This window comes from Reichenbachiella sp. (genome assembly GCF_965233835.1).
Classification (GTDB): domain Bacteria; phylum Bacteroidota; class Bacteroidia; order Cytophagales; family Cyclobacteriaceae; genus Reichenbachiella.
The window spans coordinates 2753466-2771965 of the sequence record NZ_OZ247585.1 but is presented as its reverse complement, the minus strand read 5'-3'; the positions used below and the strand labels follow the sequence as shown (position 1 = coordinate 2771965).

Genomic DNA, 18500 nt, shown 5'->3' with positions numbered 1-18500 from the left:
TTGTATAGTTCATAGATTATGATGCATATTTGTCTAACACTTTTTTGAATTAAAATAAACTTTAGATATGAACTGGAAAGACGCACTTCAACGATTAAAAGATGGTAATGGAAGATTTACAAGCGCAAAAAGAGACACCCCTGTCCCAGACGCCGCTGAAATAAAACGTCACACAGATGGACAATCACCTTATGCCATTATACTTTCTTGTGCTGATAGCCGTGTAGCTCCTGAGCTAGCATTCGATACAGGAATTGGTGAAGTATTCGTATTGCGTGTGGCAGGCAACGTAGCCAACACCTCTACTATCGCGAGTATTGAATATGCGGTAGCTAATCTAGGCACCAAACTAATTGTAGTAATGGGTCACCAAAGCTGCGGCGCTGTAGGTGCTGCCGTGGCTGGTGGAGATAATGGACCAAACTTAAACAAACTAGTAAGCTATATTCAACCTGCTGTAGAAAAGTTAGGAAAAGATGCTGATGTAGCTGATATCATTAAGGAGAATGCCAATGTTTCTGCGAGCACGCTAACAAGCCAATCTGATATTATTTCTAACGCAGTGGCTTCTGACGGAGTAAAAATTGTAACCGCATATTACAACTTAGATACAGGCAAGGTAGATTTTGCATAAAACAAAATACAAAGACACAAAAAAGGCTCATCAGAATTTCTGGTGAGCCTTTTTTGTGTCTTTGAGTATCAAACAATGCTTTTAGAATACATATCTCAAGTTTAGACCAAATTGATCTGCATAAAAATCTGTATCCTCAACTAGAACAAAAATTGGTCTCCAATCAGCTCCAATTGCCATTGGGAAGTCAAAATGATACTCCAAGCCAAGCTCTCCACTCACACCTAGTACCAAATCATCCGCAAACAAAACGGAAGGGCCAACTCCAACATACCAATTCAACCCTTGCGTATCTCCAAGTGGTCTATATAAAAAGTCATAAAGTACTTCAACACCTACATTGTCTCCAAAGCTTACATCAGCATGAAGTCTGCTGAATTCGCCCAATGAGAAAATCCCATCGATGGCAACATCATTTCCTAGCACATCACCGAATCGGATACCCAATTCTTGAGCGTTGGCCGAAGTAAACGAAGCCACAAAAAATGCAGATAGAATTAATAATTTTTTCATGTTAAGAAATTTTAAGGTTGAGAAATTAAAGCTGCAAAAAAGGAATGCTTCATCGATTAATGCAATTCTTTAATGAAATAGTTTCAATTAAAAATAACCAAATAAAATCATCTCAAGAACTATTTCTGAAAATCAAATCTCTCATTACCTCTTAATGTACCTCATGCATAAGCTTCTTCAAGAATGGTGCTAAAACAAGCGCAACCAATCCAAGGCCTAACCCGAATGTTCCAATTTTTTCAAAACCATCCACATAGACGGCTAACGAGTCCATGCCTGAGGCAGATTCTATATCATCGGTATTGATAGCCATGCTTCTACCTATCCAGCCTCCAATATTGAAGGCATAGGCTACAGCCATAAACCAAATTCCCATCATGAATCCAACGAGTTTCTTAGGGGTTAACTCAGTGATTTTTGATAAACCAACAGGTGACATATTAAGCTCTCCCACTACAAACAAGAAGTAAGCTGCCACCAAAAAGAACATTGGGACTTTACCCTCTCCATTTGCAAAGCCTCCACTCAAGGCTAGCACATAAAAGCCTACGCCTATCAGTAATAACCCAATGGCAAACTTGTAAGGTGTTCTAGGGTTTAAATTTTTCTTTTTCAAGGCGATCCATAAAGCTGAAAATGGTATGGCTAACAACACAACAAAGATGGCTGTGATACCATTCGTCCCTGCTGCAGTAAACCCAATGAGATCTACATTTCTATCTGCAAACAAAGTCAACAAACTACCTGTCAATTCATAAAAAGCCCAAAAAACGGTCATAAGTAAAGTCATGTAAAGTACCATAAAGAGTTGCCCTCTTTCTTTACCCGACACTTTGGTGAAGGTCCAGATTAAATAAATCAGAACACCCAAAACAAGAATATTAAAGATGAATGAAACAATTGTGCCTTCAAACATTATACTTCCAAAAGCTTCCAGCACAAAATCCCCAAACTGGATGAGATAGGCAATGATCGGAACTAATAACACAGCTACTACTGGCACCCAGTGTTTCTTCTTGAGGCCAAATACATTTTCATTCAACGCCTCTTCTGAAGGCGGTAATCCATGATCTCCAAACACACCTCCCTGAGCTCCCTTCCAAAATACAATCAAACCTGTAAGCATACCGATACCGGCTGCACCAAATCCATAGTGCCAGCCATAAGTAGCTCCTAACCATCCACAGAGAATTGGGGCTGAAGCAGCTCCTACATTGATTCCCAAGTAAAAAATGGTGAAACCTGAATCTCTACGAACATCTCCTTTTTCGTAAAGGGTTCCTACGAAGGATGAGATATTTGGTTTAAAAAAACCATTGCCAACAATCAATAAGCCGAGTGCTGTATAGAATGCAATTGGATGCTCAATAGCCAAGATAAAATGACCCAAGGTAAAGAATACAGCTCCTAACATCACCGCTCGCCTAAACCCTAACAACTTGTCAGCTACCACACCTCCGAGAGCTGGGGTTGCATAAACCAACATTCCATAAGCAGCATAGATTCCAAAAGCTATACTGTCTCGTTCGGCTGAAGCGCTGAACATCTCGTTCACCATGTACAAAGTAAGTAAGGCACGCATGCCATAAAAACTAAAGCGCTCCCATAACTCTGCAAAGAATAGGTAAAACAGTCCTTTAGGGTGGCCGAATAACTCGGGTTGTTGTTTTGCATTCATGTATTCTGTATTAAAAATTTGACGAATATAATAAGAATGAACTATTTGGCTTGTCGTCTTGCGACTAACGGTTCAAATAGCAGTTGAATGGGGTAATTTCTGCACAAAAAAAGCCACATCATGAATGTGGCTTTTCTTTATAACTTTTAAGATCCTATTTGACTCCATGCATTCCTTTTTTCATCAATGGAGTAAGGACAAAGAGTACCACGCTTATGGCTACACCAACCCACATTAAGGAAGAAAAGAAATCAGCATACACAACACCTGCAGCACCTACATCGGTAACTTCGCCACCTGCTGTATCCATAGCCGCAAATTTTCCAATTTGTGCAGCTACCAATTCAGAATAAGCTGTGGCTAAAAACCATACCCCCATCATAAACCCAACAACCTTGGGTACTGATAATTTTGTAACAGCAGAAAGTCCTACAGGAGAAAGGCAAAGCTCTCCAGTGGTATGGAGCAAATACGCCAATACAATCCAGATATATGCCACTTTGCCTGAAGCATCTGGCATAGTAGCTCCTAAAACCAATGCTCCAAAACCCAGACCTGCTTGTAAAATGCCTAATCCAAACTTCATAGGTGTACCCGGCTCCATATTATGCTTACTCAAAAATGTCCATAACCAGGCAAATCCCGGAGCCAGTAAAAAGATGAACATAGCGTTTAAAGAACCTGTCTGAACCGCAGTCACTTCCCATTTCATTGGCAGACCATTGGTAGATGCAGCCACTTCGGAAGCAAATAAGAAACTATCAATTCCATAATACACTAACGTAGCTCCTAATAAAGCAAACACAGAACCCGTAATCTTTCTTTCGGAATCATTCATGGCCAGAAATCTATCTTTACCCATATAACCAACTGCCACTGGCAGTATGATCAATACAACTCCTAAAACATATAAACTTGTAGTTTCATTAGGCATGAAATGAAGATTGATCAACACACGATCAATAACCCTGTCAGCATATAAAGTCATAGAGCCAGCAGACTGCTCGAACAGAGCCCAAAACACCACAGTAAACAAAGTAAGCGAGGCCAACACCGTCATTCGGCCTCTTTCTACAGCGTTACATTCCTTGTATAGGAACCAAACCAACCACACCAAAACAGCTAAGGCCATGGCATTTAGAGAGTCATGAACGATGCTATTGGATTGTACTAAAAACCAGATGAGCGGCACACTAACAAAAGAGCCCAAATAAATAGCCATTTCTTTGTTAACACCTAAGAAAACTTTTTCCTTCAACACTTCTGGATTATCCGGCTCAGCATGGCCATGCAGAAATTTTTGACCCCAGAGAAAAACAGCCAGTCCTAATAACATACCGATTCCGGCTGCGCCAAATCCATATCCCCAGCCAAAATTTTCTCCTAAGTATCCACAAAGCAGAGTGGCAGTAAAAGAGCCAAGGTTAATACCCATGTAAAAAATGGTGAAACCTGAGTCACGACGTTTGTCGCCAACCTCATAAAGCTTACCAACGATGGTCGATATATTGGGCTTAAGAAAGCCTACTCCAACTATGATTAATGCCAGTGATAAATGAAATATTTTTAGTGCAAAATCATCTTGCACTACTTCCCCATCAATTAGAGTAGCCTGATCACCTTCAAAGGCAAGTCCAAGATGACCAAAACAAAGCATGATACCTCCAAAGATTACTGCCTTTCTCATTCCCAAATACCTGTCAGCCAAAATCCCCCCGACTACAGGTAAAGCATAAACCAAACCAGCATACGCACCTAAGACATCGTATCCGGCACCATCTGTAAACAAGTGGTATTTTGTAAGGTAAAGGAGTAATAAAAACTTCATTCCGTAGAATGAAAATCGCTCCCACATTTCTGTGAGAAAGCAAATGTAAAGTCCCTTAGGGTGTCCGAATATTTCCTGCCTGTCTTCCATATAGATTTTAAGTATTCTAGTTCAATTTCGCCTCTACCAACAACTTAAAATCTCTCCTCCATTTTCATCTTCAACAGACATTACTTTTACACTTCAAACTGAAGTTTACATAGGCAAATTATGCCTTAGATAGCACATCTTATTTAGATCGAATTCGATGAGGTTAATCACTTTTGGATGTTGTTTGATATAGATCGATCCGCCAAAATAAAAAGAATAATGTTAAATCAAATGGATGCTCTATTTAATTGCTACTTATTGTCAAGATAGTATTGGAACAGAGTACAGAAATTCAAGAAGTTCGGATTACAGTATTCACCTTATATATTTACCAAAAAAAGAAGGAACATAACCGTGTGACTCAACGCTTTTCACCTTGATTTACGAAATTTCGATCATTCTAGCTTTTGAATAGCAATAACATGAATTAACTAGTTAGTCAACAAGTCATAAACCACCTGATTAATAGATTTTTATGCATTAATTTTTAGACAAGACTAAAACTAAAAATCTTACACTAATTGAACTGATTCATGAACTTTTCAATATTGGACTTAATATCTTGAGTTTCTCCTATCGCCTTTACAAAAGCGCTTCCAATTATCCCTCCTTTCGAGAATTGACACACTTGATTAAAGGAATTTTTATCCTTAATTCCGAACCCAGTAATTAGAGGATTTTTCAAATTCATCGACTTTAGTCTTCCAGCAAAACTCTCAAAATCTGAAGTGAAATTTTTATTCTCTCCTGTGGTACTAGACGACGAAACCATGTAAATAAACCCATCGGTATTTTCATCTACCAATCGAATTCTTTCATCCGTAGAAGCCGGAGTCACCAGTATGATATTCCGCAATCCATTCTCTTCTACAATTACCTTGTAGTTGTCAATATACTCTTCAACAGGAAGATCTGGAATAATCAATCCGTCCACATCAATTTCTTTACATTTTTTACAGAAATTTTCGAATCCATATTGCACAATAGGATTCAAAGAACTCATCATAATCAGAGGTATATCCACAGACTTTCTAATGTCTTTCAATTGCTCGAAAAGTAGCTTCACAGTCATACCATTCTCAATGGCCACAGTGTTGCTATGTTGGATGGTTGGCCCATCTGCTACAGGGTCAGAAAAGGGCACTCCTATTTCAAGCAAATCTACTCCATTATCAACCAACTCTTCTATTACTTCGACAGTATCACCAAGCCCTGGATAACCTGCGGTAAAATAGATAGACAAAATGTTGTCTTTAATATTTAATAAGTTATTTATTCTATTTCCCATTACAGAATTGTATTCTAATTTGAATAAAGTTTTAAAGGTTATTTAAGTAAGTTTCGAGGTCCTTATCCCCTCTCCCAGACAAATTCACAACTATGGTTTCTCCAGATTTAATCTTAATCTTGTCCAATGTCGCCAAGGCATGAGCGGACTCCACAGCTGGGATAATTCCCTCTAGCAAACACAATTCCTTTCCAGCCTTCAAAGCATCATAATCTGTCACAGCCTCATACTTCACCCTACCCGATTCAAACCAATGCGCTAACGCCGGACCTATTCCTGGGTAATCCAACCCTGCTGAAATCGAATGTGGCTCTACCACTTGCCCATCGTCCGTTTGCATAAAAAGCGTCTTACTTCCATGCAAGATTCCACTCTTTCCTTTGAAAGTAGCTGCAGCGGTAAATCCAGACTCCAGCCCCTTGCCTGCCGCTTCTGATGCGATTAGCTCCACCTGCTCATCTTCTATAAAATGAAAAAACGCTCCAGAAGCATTACTACCACCACCCACACATGCGATCACACGGTCAGGAAATTCAGTCCCAGTGGCTGTTTTAAGCTGTTTTTTGATCTCCTCACTAATAACAGACTGAAACCTTGCCACCATATCAGGATAAGGATGTGGCCCCACTACAGACCCAATAATGTAGTGCGTATCAAATGGATTGCCGATCCAGTAGCGCATGGCCTCATTCGTAGCGTCTTTGAGCGTTTTGCTTCCTGAAGATACCGGAACTACCGTAGCGCCAAGCATTTTCATTCTCCCTACATTCGGGGCTTGTCTGGCTACATCTACTTCCCCCATAAAAACCACACATTCTATTCCCATCAATGCACAGGCAGTAGCAGTAGCTACACCATGTTGTCCTGCACCAGTTTCAGCAATGATCTTCTTCTTGCCGAGTTTTTTTGCCAATATGATTTGCCCCAGTGCGTTATTGATTTTATGAGAACCTGTATGATTCAGATCTTCTCTTTTCAAGTAAATATTCGCTCCGTATTTTTCAGAAAGTCTTGTTGCTAAATACAGTGGAGAAGGCCTCCCCACATAGTCTGAAAGTAGTTTATCAAATTCCTGTTTAAAATCATCACTTGCAATAATCCGTTCGTAACTTTCTTTCAACTCAGTTACGTTGGCTTGCATCATTTCTGGAATGAACGCTCCTCCAAAACTCCCAAAATAACCTCTCTCGTCTGGCTTCAACTTGGTTTCCATCTATCTTTTAATTCTTTAATTCTTCTATAAATTTTTTTAACATCTGCTCATCTTTCTGACCTGGGCTAATTTCAAATCTGCTATTCACATCCACTGCATAGAGTTGAGGATGATCCAGCTTCTTCAATGAGTACATGTCCTCAAGTCCAATGCCCCCACTTAAAATAAAAGGTTTGTCCAGCTTGTATTGATCCAATACCCTCCAGTCAAATTGAGTCCCATTACCTCCATAAGCTGCCCCTTTAGTATCAAACAGAAAGTAATCCACTACTGGCTCATAGGCTTCCAAATCCACAGGCAGCTGATTGTGAACGGAAAACGCCTTAAACAGCTTAAATCCTGACTCTTTAAGTTTCCGGCAGTAGCCAGGACTCTCATCCCCATGAAGTTGTAAACAATCCAAACTATAGGTCTGTGCTATACTTTCCACTTTTTCGATAGTCTCATTCACAAAAACACCTACTTTCCGTTTGTTCGACTCAATCCTTCCACTCAGGTCTCCATCATCAAAATTTCTTTTGGACTTATCGTAAAAAATGAACCCGATAAAATCCACTTCCGTGGCATTGAGAAAACTCAAGTTGTCTTGATTTCTGATACCACAAACCTTGATTTTCATCCTTTTACCATTTGAGTAGTCATGAATTTTTTGAGTTCATTGGCTGGATCAGCATGTTTCATAAATTGCTCTCCAATCAAAAACCCTTTATACCCTTCTGCCGCTAGGATATCCATTTCTTTTGTCGAGGAAATACCACTTTCTGATATTTTCAGTTGTTCTTTCGGAAGGATTTTAGCCAAGTCAATAGAATTTTGAATAGTGGTCTTGAAACGCTTTAAATCTCGATTATTAACACCCAGAATGTCTACCGCCTCGTAGTAGCCTTCATGAAATTCTTCTTCATTATGAATCTCCAAAAGCACCTCTAATCCCAGCTGATGAGCCAAATCAGTAAACCTAACAATTTCATCTTTGGTCAAAATTGCGGCAATCAAAAGCATAAGATCAGCTCCTATAGCCTTGGTTTTATACACCTGATATTCGTCAATAATGAAGTCTTTTCTCAGCACTGGACAAGACATATGCTTTCTCGCACGCTGAAGATCTTCAATACTGCCACCGAAATAGTCCTGATCGGTAAGAATAGAAATAGCAGAGGCTCCTGCCTGACAATAACCTTTGGCTACTTCAGCCACGTCCACTTTATTGTTAATAATCCCCTTAGACGGAGACTTCCTTTTGAATTCGGAAATGATTCCATAAGGAGCTGCTTCTTCTAAGTTTTTTACCGTGGAATGACAATTTCGATCGAAATAACTCGATTTGATCAAATCATCAATGGAAATAACCGACTTCTGATAAGCCACTTCTTCTTTCTTCGTCTGAACAATTTTATCTAATACATTCATGATTATGCAACTGGTATTTGGGTTTTGTTTGGGTTTAAAAAGGTCTTAAAGCAACTGTGGGCTGCGCCAGAGTCTATAGATTCCTTAGCCATGGCCACTCCTTCCTTAATATCTGAAAGTCCTTTCCCAATCGTTAGCGCTAGTCCGGCATTCGCCAAAACCACCTCGGTTTGTGACTGGGTAGCTTCTCCTTTCAACACGTTTAGAAAAATTTGGGCAGAATCCTCTATTGTTTTCCCTCCATTAATAGACGATTGACTGGTGAGGCTCAATCCAAGATCATTAGGATTATACACGGTTTCTGTTTGATTGGTGATAACCTTGAAGGCTCCTGTTAGGGAAATTTCATCGTATCCATCCAGCGCATGTACGATGGCGCAATCTCTATTCTCATTTTGATGCAAATACTGGTATAATCGCGCCAATTCAAGGTTGTACACACCTATCAACTGCTTCTCTGGACGACTCGGGTTAACTTGTGGTCCAAGCATGTTAAAAAATGTTTTTAAACTTAGGTCTCGTCGTACAGGGGCAACATTTTTCATAGCTGGATGAAACAAGGGAGCATGAAGAAAACAAATTCCTGCCTGATCCAGACTTTTCCTCAATTCATCCTCTTCTGCTTTAAATTCATAACCCAGATGGACAAGTAAGTTGGAGGAGCCGCACATAGAAGAGACACCGTTATTCCCATGTTTGGCAACATGCTGTCCAGCACCTGCCACCACGAAACACGAAGTCGTAGAAATGTTGAAGGTATCTTTTCCATCCCCGCCGGTACCACACATATCCATAGCGTCGTACCCCTTCAGATCAATGGACTTGCACAACTCTAGCATCGCCTCTTTAAAACCAGCCAATTCATGCGTACGGATACTTCTCATGAGATAAACCGTCATAAATGCAGCCATTTGACTCTCGTTGTATGCGCCATTGGCCAGCTCTATTAGTGTATCCTTCGCCTCTTCTTGAGTGAGGATATAGTTGCTTGTCAGTTTTTGTAAAATCTCTTTCATCTGATTAGGCTTTAATCCAGTTTTCCATGAGTTTAATACCGTGCTCGGTTAGAATTGATTCAGGGTGAAATTGCACACCTCTTACCTCATACTCCTTGTGCGCAATAGCCATAACCTCACCCTTGTCATCTACGGCAGTTACCTCTAAATCACCTGTTTGCTTGGGATCTAGTGCCCAACTATGATAACGACATACTTTAAATCTCTCTGGTATGTCGCTGAATAAACTATCAGCAGACTGCACTTTCACATCAGTGGCAATACCATGCAAAACAGTGGGAAGATTATAGAGCTTTGCCCCAAACACCTCTCCAATGGCTTGATGCCCCAGACATACGCCGAATATGGATTTGTCCTTTGCGTATTTTTTTATCACGTCTAGCAATATTCCACTTTCTGATGGCAACCCAGGGCCCGGAGAGAGCAGAACCCGGTCGTATTTTCCAACCTCTTCAAGTGTAATTTCATCGTTACGAAACACATCCATACTTTCATCTCCCTCAAGCTCTCGAAGAATATGCACCAAATTGTAGGTGAAAGAATCGTAATTATCTAATACTAAAGTCTTCATTATTGTTGTGCTTCTAATTTTTGATTGATGCTATCTGCCTTTTTAATAGCCGACTCCAGCGCACCTATTTTGTTATAAACTTCTTGAACCTCACTATCGGGATCTGATTTAGCCACTACTCCTGCTCCTGCTCTAAAATGCAGTTTGTTGTTTTGACTCAAAAATGACCGGATCAAAATTGCATGGTTGAAATTCCCATGAAAATCCATCAAACCAATCATTCCTCCATAATAACCTCTTTGAGAACTCTCATATTCATCAATCAACTGCATAGCTCTATGTTTAGGGGCACCTGAAAGCGTTCCAGCCGGAAAAGTGTCTGCAGCTAAGTCAACAGCCGTTTTACCCTTTTTCAGGTAAGTTGACACCTTGGACACCAAATGGATTACATGAGAGAAAAACTGAATCTCTTTAAATTTTTCAACGGTCACTTGATCACCAGACTTACTCAAGTCATTTCTAGCCAAATCAACTAGCATAACATGTTCAGAAGTCTCTTTTTCATCCTCAGAAAGAGCCTTAGCTGCTACAGCATCCTGTTCATCATCACCGGTTCTTTTATAAGTTCCTGCAATCGGAAAAATCGCCGCTTGTTCGTTATTCACCTCTAACTGAGCTTCAGGAGAAGAACCAAAGATCTTAAATGAACCGTAATCAAAATAAAACAGATACGGTGAAGGGTTAATACTTCGTAGAGCCCTATAGAGTAAAAATTCATCCCCCTTAAATTCAGTATTGAAGCTTCTTGAAAGTACCATTTGAAAGGTATCCCCTCTTTGGCAGTGCTCAATCGCTTTCAACACGCCTTCTCTATATTCAGCATCGGTCATATTGGAATTCACCTGACCGTTTGACTGGAAGGAGTATTCTGGCGTATTATTAGATGATATCAACATTTCAATTTCATCCAATTTGAAAGCCTGACTTTCATCTTGCAACGCATTGTGTGTGATAAAAATCTTATTGGAGAAATGATCGAAAGCTATGACATACTCAAAGAAAAAATACTGCATTAAGGGCAATTCAAAATCTTTGGTCTTTTCTGAATTAAACTTGATATTCTCGAACAACTGAACCCCTTCGTAAGCGGTAAATCCAAACAACCCTGCTTTAGTAAAACCTGCATGAGCGTCCTTTCCGGTGCTAAAACAACCTAAGAATTTTTGAAAGGCAGCTAAAACATTGATATCAGATAGGCTTTTAAATTCAGCTGGCTCATCTGGAAACTGTTCAATAACATATCCCTTGTCCACTTTAAACTCAGCCAAAGGAGAAAATGCGATATATGAGATACTATTCTCTTTACCGTGATAATCAGAACTTTCGAGCAAGAAAGAATTGGGAAACTGATCCCTTACTTTGAGATAAATACTCACAGGAGTTAGTATATCTCCTAGTATTTCTCGTGTTTTCGAATAGATTTTTATTTGTTTCATGTCAAATTTTGGCAAAAAAAAAGCCCCGATGATCGGGGCTTTGTTATTTATGTTTTTCAATACATACTAGTTCCGATCACATTTCGCTTGCAAAATGCTCCACCACCAGTTCGTATTGTTAATTATCATTTTCATTGTTGCAATTATATTTCAGGATTTTGCGAGAAGCAAAATTATATTCATGTTTTTGAAAAATAATTTTCCCTCATGCTGGATTAATGGTTATATATTTCAAAAATTGATTTAATTTGAAAATTAGAAACAAATTACTGAACTTGTACTTTCTTTATAGAATAGAAACACAGCCTAAATCAATATATATATGTCATCAGAGTTAGATGTAAAGCAACAGTTGAGTTTGCTTGTCCACCTGTCAAAGGTTGATAATTTTATCGCAGAACCTGAATCTAAAATGATTCACTATCTAGGCAATTTACATGGGCTTACAGAGGATGACATTGAGACTATTATTGACAACCCAATGCCAATTCCTGAACTTCAGGACCTACATCCAGATACAAAGTTTGAATATTTATTCAACATCGTTCAGTTAATGAAGGTAGATGGCAAAGTATTCCAATCAGAGATTGATTTTTGCGAGAAGATTGCGCTTAAATTGGGCTACAAGCCTGGTGTAATTGCTGACTTATCAGCTTATGTCTATAGTGATCCAACGATCAATACAAGCAAGACTTTTCTGAGAAGTATCGTAGATGAACACTTAATGCCTAGAAAAAAGAAATAGGCTCTTTACTATCTTTTATACTTCTTAGCTTTCTTTCCACCCACATTCGAGGTACTCTTTCCTTTTGTAGTCAATGCAGCATCATAACCAAACATGTATGCTACAGATACAATAAACATGTGAGAGCGATACTCCATATCTTCTCTATATGGAGAGAAATAATCCTCAGAGAAGGTAGTCCCATCATTGAAGGCCATATTAGAATGTGCCCAGCTAATTTTGGCGTCTACAATGGCTCTCTGAGTCGGCGTAATATCAAACAACCAACCTACACCTAAATCTAAGGCATACTGTAAGCGATTTGGCTTGGTTACAATTAACTTATTCTCGTAGTCGCTTACTTCAATATCCTCAAGTTCGTCTTTGAGAAACATTACATTAAAGTTTACCCGTTCACCTGGCTCTGAAGCATTTTGCTCAGTTTCATCGGATATAAAACTTCCTTTACCTCCTAACCACCAACTCAACCTTGGTCCTGCTTCAACAAATACTTTGAATCGGCTATTTTTCATAAATACAACCCGAGCCATTAGAGGAGTAGTAAGAAAATGATTGACAGTTTTGCTATCAGTGGTTTCGTCAAAATAAAGATCCTTTGCCTGAGTTCTATTGTTCACCCTCATGTACATCAACTCAGTATGCACTTCAAAACGACTTTCAGTAGTATAATCCATTGCAATACCCGCATGCCAATTCACTTTACTGGAAATCTTAAAGGTATCCCTACGGGCCTCGGTCTGATACTGCGGTACTATAATTTGCCCTCCTATCTTAGGCCCAAACCAAAATTGAGCTTGACTGGAAAACGAAACTAACAATAACACTAATAACAATAACCTTTTCATTTCTATACTAAAGTGATCACCTGTTTGTACCAAGATTTGCAAAATACAATAATTCTATCAATATCATTAATCATGTGGTAGATTGCACAAAAATTATTCGTGTTTTGATAATAATATCGTTTTTTTTCAATTATTGTATTGAGTCCAATCTAATTTCTATAGTTTGTTAATTTTCAATTAGATTTGAATCGTACAAATGTCAAAATAAAAGATTAAATAAATTGTCTTTTACTTTAGCAATCAGGTATAACCTATGAAAAAAATTATATTAGCATTCCTGCTGTCGGCCAGTTTAGCAGGTCACGGTCTTTTAGCTCAAGATCAAAAAATTTACAGTCAATTTTTCATGAACCCCTATGTCATCAATCCGGCTTATGCTGGATCCACTGGTTATACTACAGTATTCGGTGTGCATAGACAACAATGGCTTGGGCTTGAGGGTGCACCAGCCTACTCTCATTTAAGCTTTAGTACTCCATTAGAAAATAATATTTCTTTTGGAGCCATGGCATTTAATAATAACGAGAATGCGATTAAAACTTCCGGAGCTAAAGTAACTGGAGGTTATCTTTTGGAATTGGACAGGAAACAATTCATCCGTTTTGGAATGTCCATAGGTGGAGGATACACTAATTATGATGTTGATGCTGGGGTAGATCCTACCCTACTAGCACTTTCTAGTACTTCCTTCCTAATGGCCGACATAGGCGTTTCTTACTATTACGAAAATTTCAATGTGGCACTCTCAGTTCCGAATCTAATTGGACGAAACGCTGTCGACTCCAATGGATTTAGTGAGATCAAAGTAGAACCTTACAAAGACCTAACACTTCAGGCCAATTATAGACATTTAATAAACAAAGACTTCTCCATAGAGCCACACCTTATATATAGATTTTCTGTAGAAAATCTATCTCAATATGAAGCAGCAGTAATAGCCCATATTGGTCATGTGATTTGGGCAGGACTAAACTACCGACAAGATTATGGAGCCGGAGCATTATTTGGAATTAAAATACAAGAGAAAGGCGCTATCGGTTTCGCTTATGAATATGGTAAATCTGAATTGGACGGGGCAACTTCTGGGACTTTTGAAGTGAGTATTGGGTTGCAAATTGGCGACAAAAAGAAAAATCAAAGGCAGGCTGTTTCCTTTATTCACAACTTTAAGAAATCCAAACATGAGAAATCGAAAAGTTCTTCTAGAAGTAGATACCTGGCTCAGCAAAGAGCAAAAGCTGCGGAAGAAAGAAGAACTCAGCAGGCTGCTGCTGCAGCCGCTGCGGCAACTGCCGCGGCAGCCGCAACTCAAACCGCACAGCAAAATGCCGAAGTCACACCAGATACTACTGAGCAAGCAACCGCTACCACAGCAACTGGTGAGTCGCAAGCAGCCGTAGTTAATGAGACCTTAGATCATGACACACCACTACAACATAGAACTACGGACCAAGGTGTTTGGGAAATAGGAGCTACTTACATTCAAACAAGAGCAGACAGTTCGAAGACTAAAGAACTCAAATGGCACGACGCCTTAACCGACACACCGGACCATGCCGAATTACCTCCTAATACGCACCGCAGAATCCCAGGCAACATCCTAGAGTTACCTGCAGGACACCATGTTGTAGCTGGGGAGTTTGATTCATACGAGGAAGCGGAAGACTACAGTGACAAAATCTTTGAAATGGGATTTCACGGATCTCTAGTTGGACACTTAGAATCTCTTGAAGACAAAAAGTACGTGGTGGTAGTACATAAGGGTGCTACTATGGGAATAGCCAAAGAAGAGCAAGAAAGGTGGAGTAAGCGTAAAAACCTCAATCATGTGTACATTTTAAATGTGGTGGAATAATCAGATATGAGAAAGAGTATTCAAATAACGATCAAATATTTTATAGCATTCACTTTGCTGATAAGCAGTGTAGCCGTATTTGGGCAAGCACCTTACATTAATAGTATCAGCCCTACTTCGGCAGGTGTCGGACAAGTGATAAATATTACCGGAAGTAATCTTACTGGAGCTACAGTATTTTTCGGTGGAGCGGAGTCTGGAACAGTAGACTTAAGCAACGCAGGAGCCGGGCTAGTTACTGCTACAGTACCTTTTGGAGCAACTTTCGATCAGATTTCTGTGCGTACTACCAATGGCATCGGATATTCCATGGAAAAATTCATTCCGACTTTTGATGGCAAATCTGTAACCGATGGTTCGACGGTTTTGGGAAACTTGGGAGATCAAGAAATTTTCACAACATCAAGAACTCAAACTCAAGACTTATGTACTTGTGACTTAGATGGCGATAATCTTCTCGACATAGCTATTACCAATGCGGGAAGCACAGATGGATTGATTTGGTTCAAAAATTCTTCTACCGTGGGAGATGCTAATTTTGATGCCGCGGTTGTAATTGAAAGTCGCTTCACTATGACCAATGTGGTCTGTGGTGATTTGAACGGAGATGGTTTTTCCGATTTGCTGGGTAACGAGCTAGGAAACGAAGGAAGTCTATATACCTACCTGAATGATGGAGCAGGTAATTTTGACGTTGGCGAAGAGTGGACACTCCCAACCAACGGCGGTTTATTCAGAAAACCTGGACGAATCGCTATCGCTGATTTGGATCTGGACGGGCTTCCGGAAATCATAGTCGCTACAGAAGACGATAATAAGGTATATTATTTCGAAAATACTAGTACCGCCGTAGACATCAACTTTAATAGTACTCCGGTCGCACTATCCGCAACTGAAAACTCCGGCACCGCAGGGCTTGGGGGTCTAGATGTAGCCGATCTGAACAATGATGGACTACCCGAAATTATCACGTCCAATTTCACCGAATTAGGATACTATGTATTTCAAAACAATAGTCAACCAAATACCATTGCATTCAGAGACCCACTGTTTGTAAATACCAATAGCAGTATAAGAACCTTAATTGCTGGAGATCTAAACAATGATGGTTTTGCTGATGTGGTTCTTACCAATTCTGATATAAGTAGCAGTAACGTCATTGAAATTTCAGAGAATAGCACGACTTCAGCCGGTAGCGACATCAGTATGACTGCACCTATTTCCATACTCGGAATCAGACAAAGCTGGGGAGTAGACCTTGGGGATATTGATGGAGATGGTGATTTAGATATCATAGTGGGATCAGAAATTGAAAATGGATTTTACACCGTAATGAATACAAACCCTTCGTCCATTGGGACCTCAAGCTACAGCGTAGGCCTGGTTGCCGAGTCTAACCTAAATAACGCTAGAAACATTAAAGTGGCCGACCTTGATAACGATGGTCGCCCTGATTTCGCATATACTAATAACTCAAAATCGACAGCCAATGGTAATCTAGGTACTCGATTGAACGAAATATGCTTTGAGCCGGTAATCAGACCATCAGGTTCAACTATTCTATGTACTGGTCAAACTGTAGATCTAATTGCACCAACAAGTGGGTACTCCTATGCTTGGGAGTTAAATGGTGGCGCTACGGGCGGTGCTACCAACTCTCTCGTGGGTATCAACACCGCTGGTGATTATACGGTAACTATTCTAGACAATGCCGGATGTCAAATAGAGTCTGCTGCAATTACAGTTTCTACCCCAACCGATGGCTATACACAACCAACTATCATTGTAGATGATTCTACACCCTGTGGAGGAGACGATATAACTTTTACAACCACTCCTGGTGGTGCTACTAGTGCCTATTTATGGAGCGGACCTAACGGATTTACAAGTACAGACCAAAACCCAACTTTGGCAGAAATTACTTCTGTTGGCTCTGGTGAATATTATGTAACCGCTACATCAAGTACCGCAGGATGTCAGTTTGAATCCAATGTTTTAGTTGTAACAGTAACGTCAATCCCAGTGGTTGCTGTTAATAATACCAAACCAGATTCTTTCTGCAACGGCTCTACGTTAGACTTATCAACAAATGAATTTGCCGGATACACTTACGATTGGAAACTCAACGATGTAAGCACAGGTGGGTCTGACCCTGCATCATTTGGAGCCACTACTGCTGGTGACTATACCGTTACTATTTCTGATGGCACCTGCGAATACACTAGTGCTGCACGTACTCTGACCACTGTAGTCTCTCCTACTTCATCCTTCACCCCTTCTGACACCACAATTTGTGAAAACGTTGAAGTCACATTCAATGCCACATCTACTGGTGCCAACGGATTGAGCATTATTAACCATTGGGATTTCAAAGATGGCACTACCGAAACAGGAGATGCTTTGCCTCATGCATTTGCTACGGTTGGAACCTATGATGTGTCACTTACTGCAAAATATGATGGCATTGCAGATGCTGATTGCACATATACCTTGGCCGACTCAACAATAAAAGTAGTTGCCGCACCTACTGATGTCGATCTGATCATTTCTGACAATAGTGATCAAAATAACTTCGAAAAATGCAGTGACTCTGCCCTAACCCTTAGACTAGAAAACAACTATGAAAGTTATGCATGGAGAATAGGCACGGATACCATTAGTCAAATCTCTATTGCTGACATATCAATTGAAGCAGATGTTTTTGTTACTGTAACTGACAGCATTAAGTGCGAATTCAGTACAGATCCGGTGACAGTTTCAAACTATACTACAGGAGGTATCACTATTTCTGCCAGCTCCAACACCGTCGAAGATGACGTTGATCTTGGAAGAATTATCAATATGGAAGAAGGTCAATCCAGCATTACACTTAGCGTTAACAATGCCTCCGACCCAGCTTGGGAACCAGCTTTATATATTGATGATACCACGGCGTTAACAGTAGTCGTTTCAGTATCCAATAAGCAGTTGATATCCGTATATGGCATTGACAACCTGGGCTGCAATGAGAAGGATTCGGTAACACTAGTTTTCCCGGGTGTAAACGCAGCAAAGAGTTTCACACCGAATGGCGATGGAATCGGAGATTGCTGGGAGGTATCTAATATAGGTGGCACAGATTGTCAGGTAGTCATATTTGATAGTAAAGGAAGAAGGATAAGAGATCTTTCTTTCAGTCCTGATAGCGGAGCAGATGATTGCGTTTGGGATGGTAATAAATCTAACGGTTCCGCACTTCCCGACGGAATGTATTATTACTTTATAAGTTGTTCAGATAGTGAAAATGAAAGCAGCGGATCCATATTTATGGCTCGATAACTGCCGTTTTTTTTACCTAATCCATAGGGGAAATCCGTAAATTCATCGAAAAACCCCCTT

15 protein-coding genes are annotated in these 18500 nt (G+C 39.9%); 4 read left to right on the top strand and 11 right to left on the bottom strand.

Translation table 11 applies throughout. From position 1 onward, the window contains the following. Positions 1 to 67 precede the first annotated feature (67 nt). Positions 68 to 634: a carbonic anhydrase gene (locus tag ACO6S2_RS11715; RefSeq protein ID WP_422358738.1), complete on the top strand. Its 567-nt coding sequence runs from the start codon at positions 68 to 70 to the stop codon at positions 632 to 634. Positions 635 to 715: 81 nt separating this feature from the next. Here ACO6S2_RS11715 and ACO6S2_RS11710 read toward each other — a convergent pair whose 3' ends face one another. From ACO6S2_RS11710 to ACO6S2_RS11665, 10 genes are all read right to left on the bottom strand, one after another. Next, a complete protein-coding gene (locus ACO6S2_RS11710) occupies positions 716 to 1147 on the bottom strand; it encodes an outer membrane insertion C- signal (RefSeq protein ID WP_422358737.1) in 432 nt (143 codons plus the stop codon). Between the two features lie 151 nt (positions 1148 to 1298). Continuing rightward, positions 1299 to 2825, bottom strand: coding sequence for a peptide MFS transporter (locus ACO6S2_RS11705; RefSeq protein WP_422358736.1), 1527 nt, complete (start codon positions 2823 to 2825; stop codon positions 1299 to 1301). 154 nt (positions 2826 to 2979) lie between these two features. Then, on the bottom strand, positions 2980 to 4743 hold the full coding sequence (locus tag ACO6S2_RS11700; RefSeq protein ID WP_422358735.1) for a peptide MFS transporter: 1764 nt from the start codon (positions 4741 to 4743) through the stop codon (positions 2980 to 2982). Between the two features lie 517 nt (positions 4744 to 5260). After that, the gene (trpA, locus tag ACO6S2_RS11695; RefSeq protein WP_422358734.1) at positions 5261 to 6031 is read right to left on the bottom strand and encodes a tryptophan synthase subunit alpha; all 771 of its coding nucleotides are present in this window, start codon (positions 6029 to 6031) and stop codon (positions 5261 to 5263) included. Positions 6032 to 6062: 31 nt separating this feature from the next. Further along, on the bottom strand, positions 6063 to 7244 hold the full coding sequence (gene trpB, locus ACO6S2_RS11690; RefSeq protein ID WP_422358733.1) for a tryptophan synthase subunit beta: 1182 nt from the start codon (positions 7242 to 7244) through the stop codon (positions 6063 to 6065). A gap of 7 nt (positions 7245 to 7251) precedes the next feature. Continuing rightward, positions 7252 to 7863, bottom strand: coding sequence for a phosphoribosylanthranilate isomerase (locus ACO6S2_RS11685; RefSeq protein WP_422358732.1), 612 nt, complete (start codon positions 7861 to 7863; stop codon positions 7252 to 7254). After that, positions 7860 to 8654 (bottom strand): indole-3-glycerol phosphate synthase TrpC, encoded by a 795-nt coding sequence (gene trpC, locus ACO6S2_RS11680; protein ID WP_422358731.1) that lies wholly within the window; start codon positions 8652 to 8654, stop codon positions 7860 to 7862. Before trpC ends, ACO6S2_RS11685 begins: the two co-directional genes overlap by 4 nt. Positions 8655 to 8656: 2 nt before the next feature. Then, on the bottom strand, positions 8657 to 9670 hold the full coding sequence (gene trpD, locus ACO6S2_RS11675; RefSeq protein ID WP_422358730.1) for an anthranilate phosphoribosyltransferase: 1014 nt from the start codon (positions 9668 to 9670) through the stop codon (positions 8657 to 8659). Positions 9671 to 9674: 4 nt separating this feature from the next. Next, positions 9675 to 10241 carry an anthranilate synthase component II gene (locus tag ACO6S2_RS11670; protein WP_422358729.1) on the bottom strand — a complete coding sequence of 189 codons (567 nt, stop codon included), beginning with the start codon at positions 10239 to 10241 and terminating at the stop codon, positions 9675 to 9677. Continuing rightward, on the bottom strand, positions 10241 to 11677 hold the full coding sequence (locus ACO6S2_RS11665; RefSeq protein ID WP_422358728.1) for an anthranilate synthase component I family protein: 1437 nt from the start codon (positions 11675 to 11677) through the stop codon (positions 10241 to 10243). Before ACO6S2_RS11665 ends, ACO6S2_RS11670 begins: the two co-directional genes overlap by 1 nt. A gap of 322 nt (positions 11678 to 11999) precedes the next feature. On the opposite strand from ACO6S2_RS11665, the gene ACO6S2_RS11660 reads away from it, so the two are divergent. Further along, the gene (locus ACO6S2_RS11660) at positions 12000 to 12422 is read left to right on the top strand and encodes a TerB family tellurite resistance protein (RefSeq protein ID WP_420581483.1); all 423 of its coding nucleotides are present in this window, start codon (positions 12000 to 12002) and stop codon (positions 12420 to 12422) included. A gap of 8 nt (positions 12423 to 12430) precedes the next feature. Here ACO6S2_RS11660 and ACO6S2_RS11655 read toward each other — a convergent pair whose 3' ends face one another. Next, a complete protein-coding gene (locus ACO6S2_RS11655) occupies positions 12431 to 13267 on the bottom strand; it encodes an outer membrane beta-barrel protein (RefSeq protein ID WP_422358727.1) in 837 nt (278 codons plus the stop codon). 253 nt (positions 13268 to 13520) lie between these two features. On the opposite strand from ACO6S2_RS11655, the gene ACO6S2_RS11650 reads away from it, so the two are divergent. Next, complete coding sequence (locus ACO6S2_RS11650) at positions 13521 to 15122, top strand: type IX secretion system membrane protein PorP/SprF (RefSeq protein WP_422358726.1); 1602 nt, start codon at positions 13521 to 13523, stop codon at positions 15120 to 15122. Between the two features lie 6 nt (positions 15123 to 15128). Further along, positions 15129 to 18440: an FG-GAP-like repeat-containing protein gene (locus ACO6S2_RS11645; protein WP_422358725.1), complete on the top strand. Its 3312-nt coding sequence runs from the start codon at positions 15129 to 15131 to the stop codon at positions 18438 to 18440. Positions 18441 to 18500 lie beyond the last annotated feature (60 nt).

Excerpts from the sequence above, each read along its gene's own strand:
- ACO6S2_RS11715 (WP_422358738.1), top strand. The coding sequence starts at position 68 with ATGAACTGGAAAGACGCACTTCAACGATTAAAAGATGGTAATGGAAGA.
- trpD (WP_422358730.1), bottom strand. The coding sequence starts at position 9,670 with ATGAAAGAGATTTTACAAAAACTGACAAGCAACTATATCCTCACTCAA.
- ACO6S2_RS11645 (WP_422358725.1), top strand. The coding sequence starts at position 15,129 with ATGAGAAAGAGTATTCAAATAACGATCAAATATTTTATAGCATTCACT.
- ACO6S2_RS11650 (WP_422358726.1), top strand. The coding sequence starts at position 13,521 with ATGAAAAAAATTATATTAGCATTCCTGCTGTCGGCCAGTTTAGCAGGT.
- ACO6S2_RS11670 (WP_422358729.1), bottom strand. The coding sequence starts at position 10,241 with ATGAAGACTTTAGTATTAGATAATTACGATTCTTTCACCTACAATTTG.
- trpC (WP_422358731.1), bottom strand. The coding sequence starts at position 8,654 with ATGAATGTATTAGATAAAATTGTTCAGACGAAGAAAGAAGAAGTGGCT.
- ACO6S2_RS11665 (WP_422358728.1), bottom strand. The coding sequence starts at position 11,677 with ATGAAACAAATAAAAATCTATTCGAAAACACGAGAAATACTAGGAGAT.
- ACO6S2_RS11700 (WP_422358735.1), bottom strand. The coding sequence starts at position 4,743 with ATGGAAGACAGGCAGGAAATATTCGGACACCCTAAGGGACTTTACATT.
- ACO6S2_RS11705 (WP_422358736.1), bottom strand. The coding sequence starts at position 2,825 with ATGAATGCAAAACAACAACCCGAGTTATTCGGCCACCCTAAAGGACTG.
- ACO6S2_RS11655 (WP_422358727.1), bottom strand. The coding sequence starts at position 13,267 with ATGAAAAGGTTATTGTTATTAGTGTTATTGTTAGTTTCGTTTTCCAGT.
- ACO6S2_RS11685 (WP_422358732.1), bottom strand. The coding sequence starts at position 7,863 with ATGAAAATCAAGGTTTGTGGTATCAGAAATCAAGACAACTTGAGTTTT.
- trpB (WP_422358733.1), bottom strand. The coding sequence starts at position 7,244 with ATGGAAACCAAGTTGAAGCCAGACGAGAGAGGTTATTTTGGGAGTTTT.
- ACO6S2_RS11710 (WP_422358737.1), bottom strand. The coding sequence starts at position 1,147 with ATGAAAAAATTATTAATTCTATCTGCATTTTTTGTGGCTTCGTTTACT.
- ACO6S2_RS11660 (WP_420581483.1), top strand. The coding sequence starts at position 12,000 with ATGTCATCAGAGTTAGATGTAAAGCAACAGTTGAGTTTGCTTGTCCAC.
- trpA (WP_422358734.1), bottom strand. The coding sequence starts at position 6,031 with ATGGGAAATAGAATAAATAACTTATTAAATATTAAAGACAACATTTTG.